This is a genomic window from Microbulbifer echini, assembly GCF_041447225.1.
Taxonomy (GTDB): domain Bacteria; phylum Pseudomonadota; class Gammaproteobacteria; order Pseudomonadales; family Cellvibrionaceae; genus Microbulbifer; species Microbulbifer echini.
Genome location: NZ_JBGMEL010000004.1, coordinates 183030 through 204524 on the forward strand (window position 1 = coordinate 183030; position 21495 = coordinate 204524).

General features: G+C 55.9%; 16 protein-coding genes. 8 read left to right on the plus strand and 8 right to left on the minus strand.

The genetic code is table 11. The annotated features are described in order from the left end of the window. Positions 1–17 precede the first annotated feature (17 nt). From argE to ACCI51_RS05930, 4 genes are all read right to left on the minus strand, one after another. Complete coding sequence (gene argE, locus ACCI51_RS05915) at positions 18–1181, minus strand: acetylornithine deacetylase (protein ID WP_371842935.1); 1164 nt, start codon at positions 1179–1181, stop codon at positions 18–20. After that, a complete protein-coding gene (locus ACCI51_RS05920) occupies positions 1159–2037 on the minus strand; it encodes a DMT family transporter (RefSeq protein WP_371842936.1) in 879 nt (292 codons plus the stop codon). The genes argE and ACCI51_RS05920 overlap by 23 nt, the downstream gene beginning before the upstream one ends. Before the next feature lie 264 nt (positions 2038–2301). Next, positions 2302–3576 (minus strand): inorganic phosphate transporter, encoded by a 1275-nt coding sequence (locus ACCI51_RS05925; protein ID WP_299581457.1) that lies wholly within the window; start codon positions 3574–3576, stop codon positions 2302–2304. 10 nt (positions 3577–3586) lie between these two features. Further along, positions 3587–4264 carry a TIGR00153 family protein gene (locus tag ACCI51_RS05930; protein ID WP_299581459.1) on the minus strand — a complete coding sequence of 226 codons (678 nt, stop codon included), beginning with the start codon at positions 4262–4264 and terminating at the stop codon, positions 3587–3589. Positions 4265–4407: 143 nt separating this feature from the next. Between ACCI51_RS05930 and ACCI51_RS05935 the strand changes: the two genes are divergently transcribed. From ACCI51_RS05935 to ACCI51_RS05945, 3 genes are all read left to right on the plus strand, one after another. Further along, on the plus strand, positions 4408–6180 hold the full coding sequence (locus tag ACCI51_RS05935; protein ID WP_371842937.1) for a GspE/PulE family protein: 1773 nt from the start codon (positions 4408–4410) through the stop codon (positions 6178–6180). A 67-nt stretch (positions 6181–6247) separates the two neighbouring features. Beyond that, positions 6248–9091, plus strand: coding sequence for a bifunctional [glutamate--ammonia ligase]-adenylyl-L-tyrosine phosphorylase/[glutamate--ammonia-ligase] adenylyltransferase (glnE, locus tag ACCI51_RS05940; protein WP_371842938.1), 2844 nt, complete (start codon positions 6248–6250; stop codon positions 9089–9091). Between the two features lie 60 nt (positions 9092–9151). Continuing rightward, on the plus strand, positions 9152–10114 hold the full coding sequence (locus ACCI51_RS05945) for a branched-chain amino acid transaminase (RefSeq protein WP_299581465.1): 963 nt from the start codon (positions 9152–9154) through the stop codon (positions 10112–10114). Positions 10115–10224: 110 nt separating this feature from the next. Here ACCI51_RS05945 and ACCI51_RS05950 read toward each other — a convergent pair whose 3' ends face one another. Further along, on the minus strand, positions 10225–11559 hold the full coding sequence (locus tag ACCI51_RS05950) for a UDP-glucose dehydrogenase family protein (RefSeq protein WP_371842939.1): 1335 nt from the start codon (positions 11557–11559) through the stop codon (positions 10225–10227). Positions 11560–11737: 178 nt separating this feature from the next. On the opposite strand from ACCI51_RS05950, the gene ACCI51_RS05955 reads away from it, so the two are divergent. Next, complete coding sequence (locus ACCI51_RS05955) at positions 11738–12628, plus strand: ELM1/GtrOC1 family putative glycosyltransferase (RefSeq protein ID WP_371842940.1); 891 nt, start codon at positions 11738–11740, stop codon at positions 12626–12628. On the opposite strand, the gene ACCI51_RS05960 is transcribed toward ACCI51_RS05955, so the two are convergent. Beyond that, positions 12625–13290 carry a YrbL family protein gene (locus ACCI51_RS05960; RefSeq protein WP_371842941.1) on the minus strand — a complete coding sequence of 222 codons (666 nt, stop codon included), beginning with the start codon at positions 13288–13290 and terminating at the stop codon, positions 12625–12627. The genes ACCI51_RS05955 and ACCI51_RS05960 overlap by 4 nt on opposite strands. Beyond that, the gene (locus ACCI51_RS05965) at positions 13287–14402 is read right to left on the minus strand and encodes a glycosyltransferase family 4 protein (protein WP_299581557.1); all 1116 of its coding nucleotides are present in this window, start codon (positions 14400–14402) and stop codon (positions 13287–13289) included. The genes ACCI51_RS05960 and ACCI51_RS05965 overlap by 4 nt, the downstream gene beginning before the upstream one ends. A gap of 174 nt (positions 14403–14576) precedes the next feature. Here ACCI51_RS05965 and waaA point away from each other — a divergent pair, with 174 nt between their 5' ends. Next, a complete protein-coding gene (waaA, locus tag ACCI51_RS05970) occupies positions 14577–15875 on the plus strand; it encodes a lipid IV(A) 3-deoxy-D-manno-octulosonic acid transferase (RefSeq protein WP_371842978.1) in 1299 nt (432 codons plus the stop codon). A 32-nt stretch (positions 15876–15907) separates the two neighbouring features. Here waaA and ACCI51_RS05975 read toward each other — a convergent pair whose 3' ends face one another. Beyond that, positions 15908–17434 (minus strand): TolC family outer membrane protein, encoded by a 1527-nt coding sequence (locus ACCI51_RS05975; protein ID WP_371842942.1) that lies wholly within the window; start codon positions 17432–17434, stop codon positions 15908–15910. 356 nt (positions 17435–17790) lie between these two features. Between ACCI51_RS05975 and ACCI51_RS05980 the strand changes: the two genes are divergently transcribed. Genes ACCI51_RS05980 through ACCI51_RS05990 form a run of 3 tightly spaced genes read left to right on the plus strand, consistent with a single transcriptional unit; the run spans position 17791 to position 21495 of the window. After that, the gene (locus ACCI51_RS05980) at positions 17791–18441 is read left to right on the plus strand and encodes a paraquat-inducible protein A (RefSeq protein WP_371842943.1); all 651 of its coding nucleotides are present in this window, start codon (positions 17791–17793) and stop codon (positions 18439–18441) included. Then, positions 18438–19118: a paraquat-inducible protein A gene (locus ACCI51_RS05985; RefSeq protein ID WP_371842944.1), complete on the plus strand. Its 681-nt coding sequence runs from the start codon at positions 18438–18440 to the stop codon at positions 19116–19118. The genes ACCI51_RS05980 and ACCI51_RS05985 overlap by 4 nt, the downstream gene beginning before the upstream one ends. Beyond that, positions 19111–21495, plus strand: coding sequence for a PqiB family protein (locus ACCI51_RS05990; RefSeq protein ID WP_371842945.1), 2385 nt, complete (start codon positions 19111–19113; stop codon positions 21493–21495). Before ACCI51_RS05985 ends, ACCI51_RS05990 begins: the two co-directional genes overlap by 8 nt.

Below are 21495 nucleotides of genomic sequence, written 5' to 3' on the forward strand. Positions count from 1 at the left end.
CTGCGGTATAGCCCGGTTTAGAGGCAGAAGCGGCCGATCAGGTTGTGCAATATTTTCACCATCGGCTCTATACGGTCCAAACTGAGGTATTCATCCGGTTGGTGTGCCTGGTCGATATCGCCTGGGCCGAGCACAATAGTGTCAATATTCAGACTCTTCAAGTAGGGGGCCTCAGTGCCGAAGGCGACACTCTCGGCTTTGTAACCCGTGAGCTTTTCGGCAACCTTGACCAGCTCGGAATCACGGCTTTGCTCAAAGGGCTCGGTGCCGGGAAAGAGTGGGACTATTTCCATATGAATTCTGTCGTTGGGGATGCGGGCCTGCAGCCTTTGCTTCAGTTCCGCACGCAATTCCTCAAGAGCCATGCCCGGTAGGGGGCGCACATCAAACTGCAGCTCCGCCGCGCCGCAGATGCGATTGGGATTGTCGCCGCCGTGGATGCAGCCCAGGTTCAAGGTGGGCACGGGGACGACAAACCCGGCGTTATTATATTTCTCCTGCCACTCTCCCCGCAGGCTGAGCAGCTCTGCAATCACGCCGTGCATGGCCTCGAGGGCGCTGGCGCCGAGGCTTGGATCGGAGGAGTGGCCGGATTGTCCGGTGATGCGTACCGACTCCATCATCACGCCTTTATGCATACGCACCGGACGCAAACCGGTAGGTTCTCCGATCACCGCGTAACGCCCCTTTGGCCGACCCGCCTTGACGAGCTCTCTGGCACCGGTCATGGAGGTTTCCTCATCGGCGGTGGCAAGTATCGTCAGGGGTTGGCGCAGCGGTTGATGGCAAAAGGATCGTGCCGCTTCAATAGCCAGAGGGAAGAAACCCTTCATATCGCTGCTGCCTAAACCGTAGAGGCGATTATCACGCTCCGTGAGTTTGAAGGGATCTGAGTGCCAAAGCCCTTCATCGTAGGGGACCGTATCGGTGTGTCCAGACAGTATCAAGCCACCTTCGGCGCCTTCACGTGCGCCCAGGGTGGCGATCATATTGGCCTTGTGGGGGCTGCCCGGGAGGGGCATCAGTTCAACGGCAAAGCCCAAAGTTTCTAGCCATGCGGAGAGCATTTCCACAACTGGGCGGTTGCCCATATCCAGAGCCGGGTCTGTGGCACTGACACTTGGGCAGGCGATTAGCTGTTGGAGTTGGGTTTTTAGCTCAGGTACTGCGATAGGTGCCATTGAGATTGTCCCTTATCTTGTTGCGTCGCTCATTGAGAATAACCGCCACGGCAATGGCACATCCACCCAGAGCCAACCTGGGGATATCTGCATCGCGATTCCAGATCAACAGATTTACGAGTAGGCCGACTGGTACCAAAGCATTGTTCATGGCGGCGAGTGTCGCGGCGGAAACCTGGATAGCCCCCTTGTTCCAGAGGAAATAGCCAAGGCCGGAGGCGACCAGCCCGAGCCACAGCAGCACAGTCCACTGCGTTGCGCTCTGCGGATATTGGGGGCGCCCCAGGATCAGCCAGGCAATCACGCTAACGAGGGCCGCACCGAGGAAAAACCAGCCAAATGTCTGTCTCGGGGGAAGTGACTGCCCCTGCCGCATAAATTGCCGATAGGCCACCTGACCAGCGGCAAAGCACAGGTTAGCGCCCTGGACCACGGCAAAACCAGCCCAATAGTCTCCACTGGGAGAATCCCAGCGGATGATAGCTGCCCCGAATACTGCAAGCAGGGCAATGGCCAGATTCCACAGTGATAGGCGTCGCTCTATCAGATCGTAGAGCAGGGCGATATAGAGGGGGGTGAATATGGTGAACAATAGTACTTCAGGTACACTCAGCAAAAGGAATGATTGGTAATAAAAGAGGTACATGGCCCCAAGCTGTAGGCCTCCAATAGCCATTAGGGTTACGGCGTTGCGCGCGCTGCAGCGACGCCATTGCAACAGCGGAAGGAAAACCAGAGCGGCCAATAAAACTCGGGTCATCGCTGAAAAGTAGCTATCTACCTGCCCCGCCAGATAGACGCCGATGAGACTGAAAGAGAAGGCCCACAAGAGTGTGACAATGATAAGGAGTGGCATGTTAAAGCGTTCTCAGAGCCAAATTCACATGGCGAGTATTGGCCGGTGAGTATTGCGTGCGAGGGGGATAAATGGAAGCGCTCCACGCCCTGGAAGCCAGTACATGGCCCTGAAAAATCGGTAATCCGTGTGTCCCGGTATTCTTTCAATAGATGGTAGCGAGGGTTAGTTGAGGCGTGTTCGGAAGAGTTACCTGGGGGAAAAGGCAGAACTAAAAAAGGGAAGCTCAGCTTCCCTTTTTTAGTTCGATAGACCTGGCTGAGATCAGCCAAATAGTCCTTTAAAAAAGTAGAAGAATAGAATAGCTATACCCGCACCCGCGGGCAGCGTGATGACCCAGGAGGCCGCGATGGTAGTGATCATGCGCAGGTTAAGTGCGCCTATGCCCCGCGCCAAGCCGACGCCGAGCACCGCACCCACCAATGTGTGGGTGGTGGAAATGGGCAGGCCGGTGCCGGATGCCATCACCACCGTGGAGGCGGCGCCGAGCTCGGCGGCGAATCCGCGGCTGGGGGTCAGCTCGGTAATTTTTTTGCCGATGGTGGCCATTACCTTGAAACCGTAAGTGGCGAGGCCAACCACGATACCCAGGCCCCCGAGCAGGAGAATCCAGGACGGCATAGTGGCTTTAGCGGTGACGGCACCACTCTGGATGGTGTTCACTACCGCCGCCAGCGGGCCCACTGCGTTGGCCACGTCGTTGGAGCCGTGGGCGAAGGCCATGGCGCAGGCGGTGAAAATCATCAGGATGGCGAACACCCGCTCCACATTGGCAAAGCGGTTTTCAGCTTCGATCGAGGGGTCGCGCTTAATGCGCTTGAGCATGCTGACGCCAACACCCGCGACGATCAGGCCGACAATCGCCGCAATGCCGGCATCCTGTATGAAGCTGAGCTTGATATTCGCATCTTTGAGAACGTGCTTCAGACCCTTGGTAAGGGTCACCATGGAGATCATCCAGCCTACCGCGAACATATAAAAAGGGATGTAGCGTTTGGCGTTGGCGAAAGGATCTTCGGTGTCGAGGATCAGGCGCTGCACACTGCGGAACAACAGGAAGGAGATGGTGCCTGCCAGCAGTGGCGACACGACCCAGCTCGCCACAATGCTACCCACCTTGCCCCAGGATACGGCATCGGCGGATATGCCCACCGCGGAGAAGCCGACAATGGCGCCGACAATAGAGTGGGTGGTGGATACCGGCCAACCTAGAATACTGGCCACCAGCAGCCAGGTACCCGCTGCGAGTAGCGCCGACAGCATACCGTACACCAGTAGCTGAGGTTGTGAGGCAAAGACGTCCGAATCGATAATGCCCTTACGTATGGTGGCGGTAACCTCCCCACCGGCCAGATAGGCGCCAGCAAATTCAAAAATCATGGCGATGACAATCGCCTGCTTGATAGTCAGTGCGCCGGAGCCTACTGAGGTACCCATGGCATTGGCGACATCATTGGCGCCAACGCCCCAGGCCATAAAGAAGCCCGCCACAATGGCCAGAATCAATAAGATATGGCCGTATTGACTAAGAATTTCCACGCTGAACCCCCTAACGTGCCAACAACAACTGCAAACGGTTACCCACGCTGTGGGCGCGATCAGCCAGTTCGCCGATCCATTCAATTATCCGGTAGAGGAACATGACATCCACCGGCGGTAAGTCTTTTTCTATACAAAACAGTGCAGCGCGAATCTCGACTTCCAATTTGTCTGACTTGCGTTCCAATTCATCCAGCTCTTCTGTCATACGCTTGGCGATGTTCACTTCGCGCCCGGCAAAGCCGCTCTCCAGCAGCTCGTCCAGCTCATTGATGGCGCGCAGTGCCTGGGCAGAAGTGGCCACAGCGCTCTCTACAAAGGTGGTCATCAGAGACTGTAGGTTCTGCGGGATCTGCATTTTTCTGCCCACCGCCAGCCCGGCGATGTCCTGAGCCGTATTGGCTACTTCGTCCTGTGCGTGCAGTAGTTCCAGCAGATCGGACCGCGAAACAGGCATAAACAAACTGTCCGGCAGGTGCAGACGCAGGTCTCTCTTGATGTCATCTGCGCGGTTCTCTGTAGCAGAGATACGCAACTGAATTTGCTCCGCCTCTTCCAGGTCGCCTTTTATCAGGGCCTCGAAGAAGGGGATCAGGTCGGCTGAAGCCTCGTGGGCCGTAGCCATATGCTTCTCGATCGGCTTGATCGGTGAGCGGCCAAACAGATTGGCAATATTCGACAGGGCCATGGTTAGCTCCATTGCTCAGGACACGAAATCGGCGGCATGGTACCCCAATCGGGGCAACTTCGGTAATAGTGCGTTAACGATGCACTGTCCCCAATAGTTGATAGGGCTACAATGCGTCGTCATATGAGAATAAGGGGTTACCGATGACTGAGAGCAGAGCGGCGGACAGGTTGCTGGATTTGCGCGGACTACTGGAAGACCTTGTCGTCCAAGGTTACGTGAGCAGGTTGGACGCGAACCGCATCGTGGGGTCGCCGCGCACCGCTGAGCAGGCACAGATGCACCCCCTTAGCTATATCGCCAGCTGCGATCTGGGAAACCAGAAGGCCCCCGGTACTCTGAGCCACGAGTTGCTCAGTGCCTGGTTGGCGGAGAGTTCCGCTCATCCCCTCTACCATATCGACCCGCTCAAAGTGAATGTGAATGCCGTCACAGAGGTGATGAGCTTTCAGTTTGCCAAGCGCCACCAAATTCTGTGTGTTGAGGCCGGTGCGGAAGAGCTGATGGTGGCTACCGCGCAACCCTTCACTCACGGTTGGGAAGAACAGCTGGAACACACCAGCGGGCGCCGGGTGCGCCGCGTGGTGGCAGATCCGGCGGATATCAAACGTTACTGTGTGGAGTTTTACTCCCTGGCCAATTCCATTTCCGGCGCCAGCGGTCTGCAGGGTACCTCTGCGGCGAATAACTTCGAACAGTTACTGGAACTGGGCGGCCTCAAAGACCCAGAGGCCAACGACCAGCACATTGTTAATATTGTCGATTGGCTGCTACAGCACGCCTTCGATCAGCGCGCCAGTGATATCCATATCGAGCCTCGGCGCCAGGTGGGGCGCATACGCTTTCGTATCGACGGGGTCTTACACCCGATCCATGAATTGCCCGACCAAGTAAATGCGGCGGTGACCAGCCGCTTGAAAATCCTCGGGCGGATGAACGTAGCGGAGAAGCGCAAGCCCCAGGATGGCCGCATCAAAACCAAGCGACCCGATGGCAGTGAGGTGGAGCTGCGTCTGTCCACCCTACCCACTGCTTTCGGCGAGAAGTTGGTGATGCGAATCTTCGATCCTGAAGTATTGGCACGTTCCTACAGCGATCTGGGGCTCGCGGGTTCCGACCTGGCTCGTTGGCAGACAATGCTGGCGCGCCCCAACGGCATCGTGCTGGTTACCGGTCCAACGGGTTCGGGTAAAACCACAACCCTTTACACCGGCCTCAAGCAGTTGGCCACCAGTGCCGTTAATGTTTCCACGGTGGAAGACCCCATCGAGATGGTGGAAGAGAGCTTCAACCAGACCCAAGTGCACCATGCTATCGGCTTCGATTTTGCCGCGGGTATCCGCACTTTGATGCGCCAGGACCCAGACATCATCATGGTGGGAGAGATCCGCGACCTGGAAACCGCACAGATGGCCGTACAGGCGGCCCTCACCGGCCACCTAGTGATTTCCACTCTGCACACCAACGACGCCCCCACGGCGGTTACTCGCCTGCTGGACCTGGGGTTGCCCCATTACCTGCTGAAGTCCACCATTTTGGGCGTGATGGCCCAGCGCTTGGTGCGCACACTGTGCCCCTCGTGCAAGCGTGAAGACAAAATTGATGAGGCGGATTGGCACTCCCTGGTGCGCCCGTGGAAAGCGCCAATGCCCGATAAGGTATACGGGCCAGAAGGCTGTCTTGAATGTCGCAACACCGGATACAAAGGGCGCCAGGGTATTTATGAAATCCTGCCGTTCAGCGAGGCGGTGCAGACGATCGTGACCCCCGATTGTGACCTGCAGCAGTTGCGCCGTCAGGCTATGCGCGATGGCATGAATAGCCTGCGTCTCTCGGGAGCCAAAAAAGTGGCGGCCGGTGTGACCACAGTAGCGGAAGTGTTGCGCGTGGCACCGCCGCCAGATATCGCTTTTTAACCGGGAGCGGTGGGCCCAGCGGCCCCTTGTAGTGTTCACCACTTTTGGAAATAAGGACTGATTCCGTATGTTTGATAGCGCTATTTGCCCCGAGCCCCTGCAGCCCCAACTGCAATCCCTGTGGTGCGACTGGAGTGAAGAGGCGGGTCCGGAGCTGGCTGGGGAAGCGAAAGAATTATTGCGCGATAGGGCGCTTCGATTGGGGCTGGCGCGCAGTTTTATCGGCTCCGAGTTTTTTTATCGACAGTGTCGTCGCCAACCGCAGTTGTTGATAGATCTGCTGAAGAGTGATGACCTGGGCCTGCCGTTAGCGAGCTTTGATAGCGATGAAAGTCTCGATTTTTCCCTGCGGCAGCTGCGCAATCGCACAATCGCCGAGGTTATTTACCGGGATTTTGCCGACCAATGGGATATCCCAAAAGCCTGCCTGCGTCTCAGCGATCTGGCGGAGCTCGCGATCAACACCGCCTTGCAGTGGCATCACGACCAATTGGCACAGCGCTACGGTGAGCCCCGCGATCGCCTGGGGCGAGCGCAGTCCATGGTGGTATTGGGAATGGGCAAATTGGGTGCCCGTGAATTGAATCTATCATCGGATATCGATCTGATTTTTGCCTATCCGGAGCCGGGCCACACCGACAATGAACCGTGCGTGGAAAATCAGAAATTTTTCCAGCGCTTGGGGCAGCGTTTAATTAAATCCCTGGACGCGGTTAACGCCGATGGTTTTGTGTTTCGAGTGGATATGCGCCTGCGCCCCTACGGCGATAGTGGCCCCCTGGTGAGTCATTTTGCCGCGCTGGAGGATTACTACCAGACCCAGGGGCGCGAATGGGAGCGCTATGCCATGGTTAAAGCGCGCCCAGTGGCTGGCAAAAGTGAAGTCGCGGCAGAGTTGATGGAATTATTGCGCCCCTTCACTTATCGCCGCTATATCGACTTCAGCGCGATCGATGCTCTGCGCGAAATGAAGGCCTTGATCCAGCGGCAGGTACGGGCTCGGGGACTCACGGACAATATTAAATTGGGCCGCGGTGGAATTCGTGAGGTGGAGTTTATTGCCCAGGCTTTTCAGTTGATTCGCGGGGGGCGCGAACCGGCGCTGCGTGAGCGCAATTTATTAAAACTGCTGCCTCTGTTGGAGTCCGATGGCCATGTGGAGCCCGGTGTAGCCGATGAGCTGGCAAATTGTTACCTGCTGCTGCGCCGTGTAGAGCACGCCTTGCAGGCCTATAAAGACCAGCAGACCCAGGCGTTGCCGCAGGATCAGGCGGAGCGTGAGCGACTCGCTTTCGCCCTCGGCCGCGACAGCTGGGATCAACTGTACGCTGAGCTCGCAGGGGTACGCAATGTGGTGGAGCGTGAGTTCGATACTGTTATCGCGCCGCCGGAAGAGATTGCGGAACCTCGCGTGGCAGAGGAGTGGCAGGGGCTATGGGGTAGCTGCAGTGAGGGGGGCAGTGAAGAGGTCAACCTGCAAACACTGGAAAATATCGGCTTTAGCCCGGCGCGTGAGGCGCTGGATCTACTTCAAGACCTAAATGACTCCTCTATGGTAGCGGCTCTGCCGGCACCCTCGCGTGCGCGTTTGGACCAGTTTATGCCGCTGTTATTGGCCGCGGCCAGTTTACAAGAACGGCCACTTTTGGTGCTCGGCCGGGTGCTGCCTCTGGTGCGTTCCATATTGCGTCGCAGCGCTTATCTGGTGCTGATCAATGAAAATCCACCGGTGCTCAGCCAGTTGGTGCAATTGTGTAGCGCCAGCCCCAGAATCGCCGAGCAGTTGGCGCGCCATCCGATTCTGCTGGATGAACTACTGGATTCCCGCCGTCTGTTGGCGCCGGCCACGGCGGCAGATATTGCCGATGAAGTGCGCCGCGAGCTGTTGCGGATTGACCCCGAAGATTTGGAGCTGCAGATGGAGGCGCTACGCTATTTCAAGCAGAGCCAGAGCCTTCGTATCGCCGCTCAGGAAGTTAGCGGTGCATTGCCGCTGATGCAGGTCAGCGACTCCCTCACTTGGCTGGCCGAGGGAATATTGCAGCAATCCCTCAGTTTGGCCTGGGCGCAGATGGTGGGTAAATACGGGCAGCCGGCCGGGGCCACGGCGGAAGATATGCATTTCGCTATCGTGGCCTACGGTAAGCTCGGTGGCTTGGAACTCTCTCATGGCTCGGATCTGGATATCGTATTTGTGCACGATGCGGATCCGCAGAGTTACACCGACGGCGATAACAGCATTGATAACCTGCGCTTCTACACCCGCCTTGCGCAGCGGCTGATTCATATCCTGCAAACTCGCACCTTGAGCGGACCCCTTTATGAGGTGGATACCCGCCTTCGCCCCTCGGGTAATTCGGGTCTGCTGGTTACTTCCATGACGGCCTTTGAAAAATATCAGCGCGAGAGCGCCTGGACCTGGGAGCACCAGGCTCTGGTGCGCGCACGTCCGGTTGCGGGCAGTGGCCCACTCTGTGAGGATTTTCAAGCGCTGCGCCTTAGATTGCTTTGCGAGCCGAGAAATGAGGGGAAACTGCGCGAGGAAGTGATCGCAATGCGCAATAAAATGCGCACCCATCTGGATAAGAGCAATGATCAGAATTTCGATCTGAAGCACGGCCCGGGCGGTATTGTCGATATTGAATTTTTGGTTCAATATGCGGCTCTGGCCTGGGCACAAACTGCGCCCTCGATCGTGCGGTATACCGATAATATTCGCATTCTCGAAAGTCTGAACGACGCGGGCCTGATGCCGGCCAAACAGGTCGGGCATCTGATCGACGCCTACAAAGCCTACCGATCTGAAGGTCATCGCCTGGCACTACAACATTTGCCAGGGACAGTGAGCGATGACCGCTTCACAGCGGAAAGAAAGACCGTTCTAACAAACTGGCAGCAATTACTCGGTTAAAGCCCGGCTTTACCCTGCTGCCCGATTAAACTGTTTTTCAGGATTTGTAGGAGTTGCCCTATGTCTTTTGCCGACCGCGACGGCGTTATCTGGTTTGATGGTGAGTTGGTGCCCTGGCGCGATGCGCGCGTGCATGTGCTGACCCATACCCTGCATTACGGTATGGGGGTGTTTGAAGGTGTACGCGCCTATGAGACCGACCGTGGAGCCAGTATCTTTCGGCTGCAGGATCACACTCGCCGATTATTCCGCTCTGCGAAAATCATGAATATCCCAATGCCTTTCAATGCCGATGAGCTGAATGAAGCCCAGCGTCTGGTGGTGCGGGAAAATAACCTGCATCAAGCCTACTTGCGGCCGATGGTGTTTTACGGGTCTGAGGGGATGGGATTGCGTGCAGAGGGTCTCACTACTCATGTGATTGTGGCTTCCTGGGAGTGGCCCAGCTATATGAGCCCCGAGGCACTGGAGCGCGGCATAAAGGTGAATACTTCCTCTTATACTCGCCACCACGTCAATATCAGCATGTGCAAGGCCAAGGCCAACGGCAATTACATTAATTCGATGCTGGCTCTGCAGGAGGCGATTCGCAACGGCTGTGAAGAAGCACTCTTGTTGGATCCCGAAGGCTATGTGGCCGAGGGCAGCGGGGAGAATTTTTTTATTGTCAGGGACGGGATTATCTATACCCCTGAGCTGACTTCCTGCCTGGATGGTATTACCAGGGATACGGTGATTGAGTTGGCCAGGGAGTGCGGTTATCGCGTCGTGGAAAAGCGTATTACCCGCGATGAGGTTTATATCGCCGACGAAGCTTTTTTCACCGGTACTGCGGCGGAAGTTCTACCTGTCAGTATGCTCGATGGGCGATCCATCGGCAGTGGCCATCGCGGACCAATCACCGGTCGCCTGCAGGGGCTTTATTTCGATGTGGTACAGGGGCGCAGTACTGCACATCGGGGATGGTTGAGCGATGTGGCCGATGGTAATTTTGGTGAGGATAATCGCTTTGCCGTTGCCTGAAACCGCTAGAGGCCAGTTAATTTTTTGATTTGATAACATGCATTTTAGCGTTTTGGAACGGCTATTGTTCAGCAATGGGGGGCTATCCCCCCATACAGTATTTTTTAGCGCTACTTATTTTTGGGGCGGCCTACGCAGTAATAATCTATTCCGTTGTCATTCATGTGCTTGGGCTCATAGAGATTGCGCCCATCAAAAATAACTGGGTTATTTAGTGCTTCAATCACTGCCTTTGTATCAATCGCTTTAAACTGTTGCCATTCGGTAGCGATAATGAGGGCGTCGGCTCCAGATAGCGCGACTTCTTTCGTGCCGCATAATTGCATATCCTCACGAACACCATATATCCGTTGGCACTCCTCCATGGCCTGGGGATCGAAGGCCTGCACTTTTGCTCCTAGCTGCCAAAGCTGTTCCATTAACGTGCGGCTGGGGGCTTCACGCATATCATCGGTATTGGGTTTGAAGGCAAGTCCCCAGAGCGCGATGGTTTTGCCGTTCAGGTCGTTGCCAAAATGCTCTTTAATTTTCTCAAGCAAATAGCTTTTCTGGGCCTGGTTTCGCTCCTCAACTGCATTCAAAATACCGGGAGATATACCCATTTGGGACGCCGTCGATATCAGTGCTTTTACATCTTTAGGAAAACATGAACCGCCGTAGCCGATGCCGGCATAGATGAAGTGGTAGCCAATGCGGGGATCGGAACCGATACCCTGGCGCACTTGCTCAATATCGGCCCCTACGTGATCGGCAATTTGTGCCATCTCATTCATAAAGCTGATTTTGGTGGCCAGCATGCAATTGGCCGCATATTTGGCCAGTTCCGCACTGCGGACATCCATGGTGATGATTTTTTCGTGGTTGCGGTTGAAGGGAGCATACAGTTGGCGCAGGGCATCCTCTGCGGAGGGACTGCTGGTTCCGATAATGATGCGGTCCGGTCGCATACAATCACTGACGGCAGAACCCTCTTTGAGGAATTCGGGGTTTGATACCACCTCAAAGGTCAGGTTTTTCGCATTGCGCTCTGCCAGTTGGGCAGCGATGGCCTTACTTACTTTATCCGCAGTGCCAACCGGAACCGTCGACTTGTTGACGATGACTTTGTGGCCAGCCATATAAGTGGCGATAGACTTGGCAACTGCCAGGACATGGCGAAGATCGGCAGAGCCGTCTTCATCGGGGGGGGTTCCGACGGCGATAAAGATGACTTCGCCGTGCTCGACACCCTTTGACGCATTAGTGCTGAAATTGAGGGTCCCATTTTTCAGGTTGCGCTCGATCAGTGGGGATAAGCCGGGTTCGTAGATGGGGATAATCCCATTTTTCAGGTCTTCGACCTTCTTCTCATCAATATCAATGCACAAAATATTGTGGCCAACTTCAGCCAAAACTGCGGCCTGAACTAGACCGACATAACCGCTGCCAAATACCGTTACATTCATGTGTATCCCATTACCTGTCGCTGAAGGGGCTGTGTTGCCCATAAAACATGCGCGCTAGTGTACCAGATATCGCCAGCATACCCTGCGCTGGGCAGGGTATTCCGGGACTCTCTTATTCGCTGACAAAGGCGCAATACGCTATGCTTGCAGGCTTTTCAATGACAGGGGTTTACGCATTTTGCAGCTGAGGGTTTGGCGTTTTCTCGATGGTAACCGGGCGCATGAGAAGCAGAGCGCGGCGCTGGTTTGTGGCTTGCGAAAGAGTTTTGCCGGACAGGTACAGAGCTTTGATATCCCGGCTGGGTTAACCCCATCGCGTATATTACTGGGGCGAATGAAAGAACTAGAGCAACTTCCAAAGCCGGATTTCCTTATCGGCACTGGTCGCAAGAGCCGCCTGCCGATGTTGGCTGCCCGCCGACGTTTTGGTGGGCGTGCGATATCGATTAATCGTCCTCAGTTGCCATTTAGCTGGTTCGATTATGCGATTGTGCCGGAACACGATCGACCACCACCTCTTGAGAACGTTATTCTAAGCCAGGGTGCGCTCACGGAACCTTTGCCTGAAAATAGCCCGCAGGCCGGGCGCGGATTGGTATTGCTCGGTGGCCCGAGCAAGCATTATGCCTGGGATATCCAGGCGATCAGTAAACAGATCGAGCCACTGCTAAACCAGCCTATCGAGTGGCAAATTTCAGACAGCCGGCGCACTCCAGAGGGCACGCTGGACGCGTTGTCCGGCGAACGTATCAACCTGGTCGATTGGCGTACATGTGCTCCCGGTTGGGTTCAGGAGCAGATGGCGTTGGCAGGGCAGATCTGGGTGAGTGAAGACAGTGTTTCAATGTTGTTCGAGTCCCTGCAGAGTCGCGCGCGAGTGGGGGTAATCCGGGTTCCCGGTCGGGGCAAGTCCAACAAGGTCCGCGCAGCCGTGCAGAGGTTGATCGATCAGGACATTGTCAGCGAACACCTTGGCGAGGTGCTGGCTCAGCCACAGCGCCAACCTTTAGATCAGTATCTCCTGTGTGCCCGGGCGCTCTTGCGCCGCTGTGGCTTGCCGCTAAATTAGCCCTTGAGGCCTCGCGCCTCAAATTTTCTCCAGGGTATTTTCTTGTCGGAGACCTCCCACTCGACCCGCAGCCACATCCGCTGAATACGGCGGTGGATATAGCGTCTGGCAAAGAAGCGGGAAAACTGGGGGAGAGGTAAAAATGAGGCGCAGCCTAAACCGTCGATAACATAGACCTGTAAATGCCCATTTTCCCGGCGCAGAACCAGATTGTGTGCGATCAGGTTTTTGGTCAGTACCTCGTACTCCAATAGCCAGTCGGCAAATTGTTCAAGGGCCGCGCGGATCTCTGCATCCAATCCATTCTTGTTGAGGTATTGGCGCAGGGTGGGGGCCGGGGTCCCGGCCTCGTCCAGAATCATATCGGTGACCGCAGCTGGACCAAGGGTCGTTGCCTGGATTCCGTACCAGCGCGGTAGGTGCTGCCACAGCCCCTCTCGACTTTGTTGTATGGCCCGCTGGCTATAACCTTCTTGTTCGCGCAGGTTGTCGTCAAAGCTGTCCAAGCCGCGCCAGCGTTTAAACCAGGGCGCTCTGTTCAGCAGTACCCGGGTGCGCCCCGGACGCATGACTTTGACACACTTTTGGGGATCTTGAGGGTGAAGGTAACAAAAGCGATTGCCCCCGCTGGCAAAGGGGTCCCGGTTGTTTAAATCTATCATTGCGTTGCCCTGGCACTGCTATTGAGCATCGCTCGATAGATATCCATGGTGTGTGAGGCCTGTCTCTCCAGGGTGAAATCCTCCGAGAGATGGGGTTTTTGCAGCGGCGTGTCGAGTATTTCTCGAGTGCGTTCGAGGAGCATTGGTAAGTCCCCTTGATTGACCAACCCCTGCGGAAAGCAAGCCTGTAGGGACTCGGCCGGGCCGCCGATGTCATAGCCGATAATGGGAGTACCTATGGCGGCGGCTTCAATAACGGTACGGCCAAAAGGCTCAGGGCGCTGAGACAGGTTAAAAACCAGAGAGGACTGCTTGTACCAGTAGCGGATATCTGAGCGATGCCCGACAAAACTGATACGATTTTCAATGCCCAGGTTTTGTACTTTCTCTTTGAGCTCTTCTTCGTAATGGGCTTTATTCGCTTCGCTACCGCCGAGGATAACGCCATGTATGTCGCTATTCAGGGGGGCGAGCTTGGCGATTAAGTCGATGAAATCCTCCTGGCCCTTCCAGCGGGTTAGACGTCCAGGAAGTAGCAGCCAGCGCTTTCCCTCAAGCTGGGGAAATTCGGCACAGGTTTTTTCCATCCAGTTTTCGGGCAGGCTAATTGTCGGATGAAACTCTTCGGTATCCACGCCCCGGTAGACAATCTGGGGTGGTGCCTGTAGGTCACTCGGATAGTTTTTGAGTAGGTAATCATTGACGCAACGGGAAATAGCAATAACTTGTTCAGTCTTTGCCATGATCGCGCTATAGCGATTGATCGAGTAGAGTCCATGGGCGGTACTCAGCAGCCTCGGGCGGCTGGCTTGCGGCATTTTTTTCCAGGCCAGATAAGTAAGCCAGGCCGGTACGCGGGAGCGTACGTGCAGAATATCGGCATTCAGTTCCTTGAGCAGGCTGCGCAGTGGACGCACCTGTAACAGACTGGTTAAGGACTTTTTGTGGATGGGCATGGTGATATGTTGCGAGCCTTCACGCTGCAACTGTTCGACCATGCGCCCGCCACTGGAAATGACAATTGACTGATGTCCGGCATGGACCAGCGCACGGGCAAAATCCACGGTTCCGCGTTCAACCCCGCCCGAATTCAAGGCGGGCAGTAGTTGCACTACTTTCAAGTGACCAGCTCCGAGTGACCAAGAAGAAAATGTTCTGCCAGTGATATGATGGCCGGGTTTTGGCTTCCTGGCAGGGAACTCATTATATGCAGCGAAGCCCGACCCCGTACAGCTGGTGGTACACCCTACCGGCGTTTGTTTTCTTCCTGTGAAGCACTTTTGTCGATGCGTGTCCTGTATACCTGTATTTTTCGAGTGGCCGTCCCATTTATTTTGCTGCGCCTCTGGTGGCGAGGTCGCCGCCAGCCCGCGTATCGGCAACGTCTGCGGGAACGCTTGGGGCGTGTGCCGACTCGCCTCAGCCGCGCGCCACTTTTGTGGGTACACTCGGTTTCCGTGGGAGAGACGCTGGCCGCAGTGCCGGTTATTGCCCAGCTGGCCGCCCGTCATCCCGATTGGCAATGGTTGGTGACTACTAGTACCCCCACCGGCTCCGAACGGGTCCGCGAGGCGCTACAACCGGTTTTGGGGGGGCGTCTTTTACACTACTACCTGCCCTATGATCTGCCCGAATGTCTGGTTCCTTTCCTGCAAGCCCTGCGTCCGAGCATGTTGGTCATTGTGGAAACCGAATTGTGGCCCAACCTCCTGCACCTGTGCAGAAAGCGCAAAATACCGACGCTACTGGCCAATGCGCGTCTCAGTGAGAAATCGGCTCGAGGCTACGGCAAATTTGTAAAACTCACGGCCTCCATGCTCGCCAACCTGGATAGAGTGGTGGCCCAGTACGATGTGGATGCGCAGCGCTTTGTGGACCTGGGGCTGCCACCACAGCGGGTGGTGGCCAGTGGGAATATCAAGTTTGATCTGTCGATAGACTTGGGGCTGGCCAGTGAAGCCCAGGCTCTGGCGCACCAGTGGCGAGGTTCCAGTGGGCGCAAGATATGGTTGGCGGCCAGTACCCATGCCGGTGAAGATGAAATTATTTTGGATGCCTACCGGGAACTGGTGAAGACTTTTGAGGATTTACTCCTGGTTCTGGTGCCGCGACACCCCCAGCGCTTTGACCGCGTCGCGCAGCTCTGTCAGGAACGGGGCTTCCGGGTGGCCAGGCGCAGTGAGGGGCTGGGATTGTCCCCCCGCGATCAGATACTCCTGGGGGACACTATGGGGGAGTTGCTACGCTTTTTCGGTGCCTGCGATATAGCCTTTGTGGGTGGCAGCCTGGTTCCCGTGGGCGGGCACAATATGATCGAGCCAGCAGCCTGGGGAGTGCCGGTAATCACCGGCCCCTTCCTGCATAACTTTGCCACTGTTGGCCAGTTGCTAACGGATGCTGGCGGTATGGTGGTTGTAAAAGATGCTGAGGGCCTGGTTTTGCAGTTGCGCGAGTGGTTGGAAAAGGATCAGCAGCGCATCACTGCGGGGCAGTGTGGCCGAGTTGTTGCTCAGGAAAATAGCGGTGCTTTACAGCGTTTATTGAATGAAATTGAAGGGCTGCAGTCTGGATTGCAGAAACAGTGAGTGGGCCTGTGCCCACTCACTGTTAGGGCGTTTTATTTGGATGGCCCTGGCAGACTGGTGGAGCCGGCTTCTGCAACACGGTAAATGTTATGCGCTGGATTCAACATGGTATCCAGCTCTTGCAAGTCTTTGGGAGACAGCAGTCCCGCTACCTGCTTGAGATTGAGGGTGTTGAGGATGTAGTCGTACAACGCGTTAGCATAATCTGTCTCCGCCAGGAACAAGGTGCGCTGGGCCAGGAGTACATCGACGATATTACGGGTGCCCACCTCATAGCCCGCCTGGGTGGCTTCCAGTGCGCTCTTAGCGGAAACCACGGCCTGCTGCCGCGCCGATACGCGGGAGACATCGGTCACTACCGCGCGGTGTAGCGTGCGGGTGGTTTGGATGGTGTTGCGCTCGGTCAGGTTTCGCAGATCCTGGGCCTGGAAGGACAGGTTGCGCGCCTCACGGCGGTTGGCGCTGAGCAGGCCGCCGGTGTAGATAGGGATGTCTAAGGTAATCGCGACGGTAGTATCGCGAAAATCCTGGTCGCGCGGAAATACCGTGGATCGATTCCGATCTCGAAATTGTTCATCGAATAAAAATTTGCTTTTTTGATCGCCTTTCACCGTGAGCTTATTGTACGAGACAGAACCTGTAAGCGTTGGCAGATGCTCACTGGCTCTAGAGCGGGCGTTGTAGCGCGCTGCCTCAGCATTCAGGCGTGAGGCTTTTAGGTCGAAGTTATTGGCCAGGGCGAATTCTACCCAGTCGGCGCGATCTGCCGGCACAGGTGGCGCTACCTGGAAGGTCTCTACCAGGGGGGCAACCTCATCGTGGTAACCGCCGGTGAGGACAGAGAGGGCATCGAAGTCGCTGAGCAAGTCATCTTGGGCAGTCAGGCGTCGCGCTACGGAGCTGTCGTAGGCGGCCTGGGAATCGTACACATCGGTAATGGCAGTCAGTCCAACCTCAAAACGCTGCTGCGTTTGTTCCAGCTGCTTGGCTAGGGCCTTTTCCTCAGAAACGGCCGCTTCCAGCACATCGTAGGCGCGCAGTACATCAAAATAAGCTGTGGCTACGCGAATCATCATAGCCTGCTGGTTTGCACTGTATTCTGCGGTGGCTCGTTCGGTCAGTTTTTTGCCCTGCTGGTAACCGAACCAAGCCGGGGCGTCAAATATTGCTTGGCTTAGGCTGGCATTGTAAGTTCTGTCGTCAAAAGTTCCTGTTTCTCGTTGAAGGAAATCGACCAGTTCAATATTGTTGTCGTTCTCTTCATCAACAGGCTCTGCAGCCCCAAACTGCCGGAATTCGTGATTTTTTGCTGCCTGGATTTGAGCATTTACTTGCGGCAACAAAGGGGCGCGCAGCTGATTTTTTGCCTCAATCCCCGCATGGTAACCAGCCCTGTCTGCGGCCAGTTGGGGGTCGTTATCCAGCGCCTGCATATAGATATCCCACAGGGTGTCGGCCTGGGCCTGCATGGCGCCGAAGCCCAGTAGGGTGGCGGCGACGAGTCTCTTCAGTGGGCGCAACTGGCGGCCTCGCGGCTCTTTGCGGTTACTTCTTTTCATCTGTTTCAACTTCCTGTGGCGGGTGCGGTCTTCAAGCTTCTGTCAGTTGTTTGGAGCGGCACTCGAGTTCTGGATTCTCGGTGGGTTCCCTTGGCTCGCATAGTCCGATGGTGCTGCCAGTCTCCCCAAGTAGCAGTCGCGAGAGTGTACCCGCGGCTAGTCTAAGCGTCGAGGCGACGCTTTCGGCTTTTTGGTATATCTTCGTTAAACCGACGCGAATGTGCGTTTACCGGTAACTGCCTGGCAATATCAGAGCAGTATTGAATAGGGCAAAGGCCCTGTATTGCAATAGACGCGCCATCGAAGCATTTGGATGCGGCAAAAATTGTGCAGAATAAGGCAAGGACCTCTGGCACATGGATCAGCTGCGCAACAAAAAGCCTGTACCTTGGCAGCGTGCCTGCCACGAGTGCGATCTACTATTGACTGGTGGGTTAGCACCAGCAGGCCAAAAACTGGTTTGCCCGCGCTGCCGCTGTACCCTACATCGCAATGGTAACCACAGTGTCTATTACACCATCGCCTTGAGCCTGACAGGGCTTTTTTTGTTTATTCCCTCTGCCAGTCTGCCCCTGCTTAAATTCTCCATTTTCTCTTTTGGTGCCGAAAATACCCTGTTGAATGGTGTCTACTCCCTGTACAAGTCGGGATTTATTTGGCTGGCATCGCTGGTGCTGTTTTGCAGCGTGCTGGCACCCCTGGGCAAATTTCTGTTGTTGCTATTTATCTGCTGTGGTAGCGCCTGGAGGGTTCTGGATCGTGCGGTTGCCAACGCGGTACGCTGGTATCAGCACATCAAGGAGTGGGGCATGTTGGATGTGTATATGTTGGGCATTCTGGTGGCGCTGATCAAACTTAGAGACCTGGGCAAAATGGATGTGGAGCCGGGACTCTACTGTTTTGGTGCCATGATGGTATTGGCCAATCTTTCCTCACTCAGCTTCGATCAACATGCCATTTGGCAGCGCATGGCGCAGCGCCCCACCCGGCCTGAGGCGGCAACATGAGTACCCCGCAAAAGGCACTCAAGAATGGGTTGAGCAGCTGCCTGAGCTGTCATCAGTTGATCATCCTACCGGCCAGGGGCGGGCGCTGTCGCTGTCCCCGCTGTGACTCGAGAGTACACGGTCGCATTGATGGCAGCTTGATGCTGACTTGGGCACTGACGATTACCGGGGTCCTGCTGCTACTTCCTGCGAATGTTTTGCCAATCATGAGTGTGATTTATCTCGGTGCCGGGGAGCCCAGTACGATTATCAGTGGTGTGATGCAACTCTATAACAGCGGTATGTGGGGAATCGCCCTGGTTGTATTTGTAGCCAGTATCGCGGTCCCGGTAATGAAATTACTGGGTTTGGTTTTATTGTTGGTACAGATTCAACTGCGATTACATTTTGTGCCCTCCCAGGCGATGAAAATTTACCGGGTGGTGTCCGGTATAGGGCGCTGGTCGCTGTTGGACCTGTTTATGATCTCAATCCTCGTGGCCCTGGTGGATATGGGATTTATTGCTCAGGTAGCGGCTGGTCCGGGTAGTACCGCTTTTGCTTCGGTAGTGGTGGTCACCATGATGGCGGCGCGCTCTTTCGACCCGCGCTTGATCTGGGATGCTTACGATGGCGATCTGTATGCAACCGCGGTAGAGCCCGAAACGGCTCATAGGAGTGCGGCTGAGAATGGCTGACAACACACCCGAGGACAGTGAGGTCATCGAGCCACGCGCCTATGAAGGCGCCCAGCGAGGGCAGGTGCGCAGAAGCCGGGGTTTGCCATTAGTGTGGATATTACCTCTGGTTGCGGGCTTGATCGCCGTGTGGTTGCTCTACCAGGATGTGGCCGAGGGGGATGTACACGCGAGCATCCTGTTTCACTCCGGCGATGGCTTAGTCAAAGGCAAAACGGTTGTGAAGTATTCCGGCGTGGATATCGGCGTTGTGCAGGACGTGCGCCTGGTGCCCAACGCAAAAGAATTAAACGGTGCCGATGGCGTACTCGCGGAAGTCAGCCTCAATCGCAGTGCCGAGTACCTGTTAGTGGAGGGTACCGAGTTTTGGGTGGTGAAACCCGAGCTTTCCATCACTGGGATCAGCGGTTTGGAGACGCTGTTGTCGGGGAATTACATCGCGGTGGAATCCGGTAGTGGTAAACGCAAACGGGAATTTGTCGCCCTGGATAGACCTCCGGCCTTTATTCGTGGCGACGGTCTGCGCGTAGTGCTCAAATCGCGTCGACTCGGCTCTCTGAGTCGGGGATCACCGGTGTATTACCGACAGTTGAGAGTGGGGCAGGTGGCGGACTACAGCCTCGGTGAGGACGGCAATGAGGTCAGCATCGAATTATTTATCCGCCGTGAATACGCTTACCTGGTGCACAGAGGGAGCCGCTTCTGGAACAGTTCCGGGATTTCTATCGAGGGTGGCATCAGCGGTATCAGCATTAATCTGGAATCTCTCGCCGCCCTGTTTGCCGGTGGGGTTAGTTTCTATACACCAGAACCCCAACGCCAGTCCCCACTGGCGGTCAACGGCACAGAATTCAAGCTGTATAAAAATTTTGCTGCGGCGGACGCGGGTATCGCGGTCACTCTAAATTTCGATCGCGGCGTCGACGTGACACCGGGTGGTACTAAGGTGTATTACCAGGGTATCAAGGTGGGAGAGGTCAGCCGGGCGAAAGCCAATAAGCGCATCAATGGTATGGAGGTCAGAGTGTTGATGGACCCGGCCACTGATGACTTGCTCACTGAGAACACCCGCTTCTGGTTGGCGCCACCTACCTTTGATTTCAGTGGCGGTTTGAATGAATTAATTCAGGGCAACCGGATTGAGGTAGACCTGCGCCGCGGACAGCGTTCCCAGCGCACTTTTTCCGCGCGCGCCTCGGCACCGCAGATGGACCCCAGAGTGCCGGGACTACACTTGCGTCTCACCTCCCGCAATCCGGGCTCCTTACAGCGGGGTGCCCCGGTCTATTTTCGCCGTATCGAAGTGGGCAAGGTGCAGGGCATGGAGCTGCGCAGGGACGGTGAGGGCGTCGAGGTGTATGTGGTGATCGAGCCGCGTTACGCACACTTGGTGAAGCCGGGTACGCGCTTTTGGAATATCAGCGGACTGCGCGCCAGTGCGAGCCTCAGCAAGGGTATCGAGGTGCAGGCGGATTCACTGATGTCACTGCTGCGTGGCGGAGTTGCGTTCGGTATCCGGCGCGAGGATCACGGCAAGGGCTCCGAAGTGCAAAGTGGTGACCAGTTTCCCCTATACCGCAGTCGTGAGGCGGCTCTGGAAGAGGGCATTGAAATCAGTATCAGTTTGCCCAATGCCGAGGGGCTAAAGGTCGGGGCCCCTCTGCGTTACAAAGGGGTGCAGGTTGGTGAAATAACCCGCTTGCGTCTCGGTGGAGACCTCGCTGAAGTTAAGGCGCGTGCAAAGCTCTATCATCGAGGCGGTAACTTTGCCCGCGCGGGCACGCGTATCTGGGTGGTATCGCCGCAAATTGGTCTCACTAAAGTCGAGCACTTAGATACTCTTATTACCGGCCGTTACCTGGCTCTGGAGCCCGGCGGTGGACCGCCGCAAACAGAATTTTTCGCCGAGCTACAGGCGCCCAAAGAGGACCTTGCCGAGACTATGAGTCGGCCGGGTCTGACGGTGATACTCGATGCCGCCCGGCGCGGTTCCCTGGTGGCGGGCAGCCCGGTTTATTACCGACAGGTTCAGGTGGGGGAAGTTACCGGATTTGCCTTGGGGGAGTGGGCGGACAGGGTTTATATCTATGTGCACATTCAGCCGCAATATCGTCCGCTGGTACGTGAGCACACCGTTTTTTGGAACGCCAGCGGTGTGGATGTGAATTTTGGGCTGAAAAGTGGTCTGAATATCAATACCGAGTCTGCCCAGGCTTTGATCAAAGGGGGCATTGCTTTTGCAACTCCAGAACCACCGTTTATGGGGTTCGAAGTGGAATCCGGCAGCCACTTTCCACTCTATCCGCGCCCGGAGCCCAAGTGGTATAAGTGGAGCCCCAAAATCGAGTTGTATAATGATTTTGAACCTGTCAAATAA